Genomic DNA, 1,758 nt, shown 5'->3' with positions numbered 1-1,758 from the left:
GCGCCGACGCCAAGGAACGCGCCGAGCACATCATGCTGGTCGACCTGTGCCGCAACGACGTGGCCCGGGTGTCCGAGCCCGGCACGCTCGCGGTGGAGCGGATGATGGCCGTCGAGGGCTTCTCCAAGGTCCACCACCTGGTCTCCACGGTCCGCGGCGAGCTGGCCGGCGACGCCGACGTGTGGTCCGTGCTGCGTGCCACCTTCCCCGCCGGCACCATGACCGGAGCGCCCAAGGTGCGCGCCATGGAACTGATCGCCGAGATCGAGGGCAGCCCGCGCGGCGCCTACGCGGGCGCGGTCGGCCTGATCGACGTCCGCGGGCGGGCCGCGACGCTCGCCCTGTGCATCCGTACCGCCGTGCACGACCCGCGCACCGGGACGTACGCCCTCCAGGCGTCGGCCGGTGTCGTCGCGGACTCCTCCGCGGACGGCGAGTGGCGCGAGACGATGGCCAAGATGGGGGCCGTCTACGCCGCCGTGACCGGTGAGGAGCTGGCGGCATGAGGGTCCTGCTCGTCGACGCCCGCGACAGCTTCGTGCACATCATCGACCACTACCTGCGGGAGCGCGGCGCCCTCACCGAGGTCGTCACCGCCCACGCGCACACCCCCGTCGAGCTGGCCGCCCGCCGTCCGGACGCGGTGGTCCTCGGCCCCGGCCCCGGGCACCCGGCCGACTCCGGCCACGTGGAGCTGGTGCGGCACTTCGCCGGCCGGGTCCCGCTGCTCGGCATCTGCCTCGGGCACCAGGCGATCGGCCTCGCCTACGGCGGGCGGATCGAGCGGGCGGCCCGCACCGTGCACGGCAAGACCAGCCGTCTCGCCCACGACGGCGCCGGGCTCTTCGCCGGACTCCCGGACGGCACCGAGGTCACCCGCTACCACTCGCTGGCCGTGGCGGACCCGCCGCCGGCCGAGCTGGTGGTGAGCGCCCGGGCCCGGGAGGACGGCTGCGTGATGGGGCTGCGCCACCGCGACCTGCCCGTGGAGGGCCTGCAGTTCCACCCGGAGAGCGTCACCACCAGCAACGGACACGCGTTCGTCGACAACTTCCTCGAAGGGATTCAGCCATGGCTTCCGACGGCCCCTGGGCGACGATAGCCGCCCTCAACGGTTCCGAACGGCCCGACGGACTCACCGCGCGGGTACTGCGCGTGCTGGCCGCGGCCGCCGCCGAGCACGGCGTCCACATGGACGTGATCCCGCTCGCGGAGTACGACGTGACGCCGTGCGGGCGGTGCGGCGACTGCAACGTCCGGCCCCTGCCCTGCGCCGTGGACGACGACGTCCCCGCCCTGGTCGACCGGCTGGTGCGCGCCGACGGCGTGCTCTACGCGGCGCCGGTCCACGGCTTCGGCCTGGCGGGCACGATGCAGAACTTCGTCGAGCGGGCCGGGGTCGGGCACCTGCGCTTCGAGCGCCCGCTCGCCAACAAGGTGGCCGGCGTGGTCGTCACCGGCCGCCGCTACAGCCACGACCGCGTGTACGGGCAGCTCGTCGACAACGTCCTGCTCAACCGGATGATCCTCGCGGGCAGCGGCTTCCCCGCCTTCGTGCACGACCAGTTCGCCCCGGACGAGGACCACGAGGGCATGGCCGCGGCGCGCGGTCTCATCGACCGCATGATCGACATGCTGCGGGTCCTGTTGCTGCCGCACGGCGGCCGCGAGGACACCGCCCGGATCCTCTCCCTCCCCCGCAACGAACGCGCCGGGCTGCTCCCCCTCGCGGGGTGAACAGCCCGGCGGCGGGACGCG

At 74.2% G+C, this 1,758-nt stretch carries 3 protein-coding genes; all 3 read left to right on the top strand.

Annotated elements, in window-relative coordinates; genetic code table 11:
- The coding region (locus HW445_RS29755; protein ID WP_180223921.1) for a chorismate-binding protein at positions 1 to 506 on the top strand (506 nt) is incomplete at its 5' end.
- Positions 503 to 1,102, top strand: a complete 600-nt coding sequence (locus HW445_RS29750; RefSeq protein WP_180223920.1) for an aminodeoxychorismate/anthranilate synthase component II — start codon at positions 503 to 505, stop codon at positions 1,100 to 1,102. The genes HW445_RS29755 and HW445_RS29750, both read left to right, overlap by 4 nt.
- The gene (locus HW445_RS29745) at positions 1,072 to 1,737 is read left to right on the top strand and encodes a flavodoxin family protein (RefSeq protein ID WP_180223919.1); all 666 of its coding nucleotides are present in this window, start codon (positions 1,072 to 1,074) and stop codon (positions 1,735 to 1,737) included. Before HW445_RS29750 ends, HW445_RS29745 begins: the two co-directional genes overlap by 31 nt.
- Positions 1,738 to 1,758 lie beyond the last annotated feature (21 nt).

This window comes from Streptomyces sp. UH6, assembly GCF_013421635.1.
Taxonomy (GTDB): Bacteria; Actinomycetota; Actinomycetes; order Streptomycetales; family Streptomycetaceae; genus Streptomyces; species Streptomyces abyssomicinicus.
Note: the sequence above shows the minus strand (reverse complement) of the source record. Positions and strands in the feature narration are given on the sequence as shown.

Excerpts from the sequence above, each read along its gene's own strand:
- HW445_RS29745 (WP_180223919.1), top strand. The coding sequence starts at position 1,072 with ATGGCTTCCGACGGCCCCTGGGCGACGATAGCCGCCCTCAACGGTTCC.
- HW445_RS29750 (WP_180223920.1), top strand. The coding sequence starts at position 503 with ATGAGGGTCCTGCTCGTCGACGCCCGCGACAGCTTCGTGCACATCATC.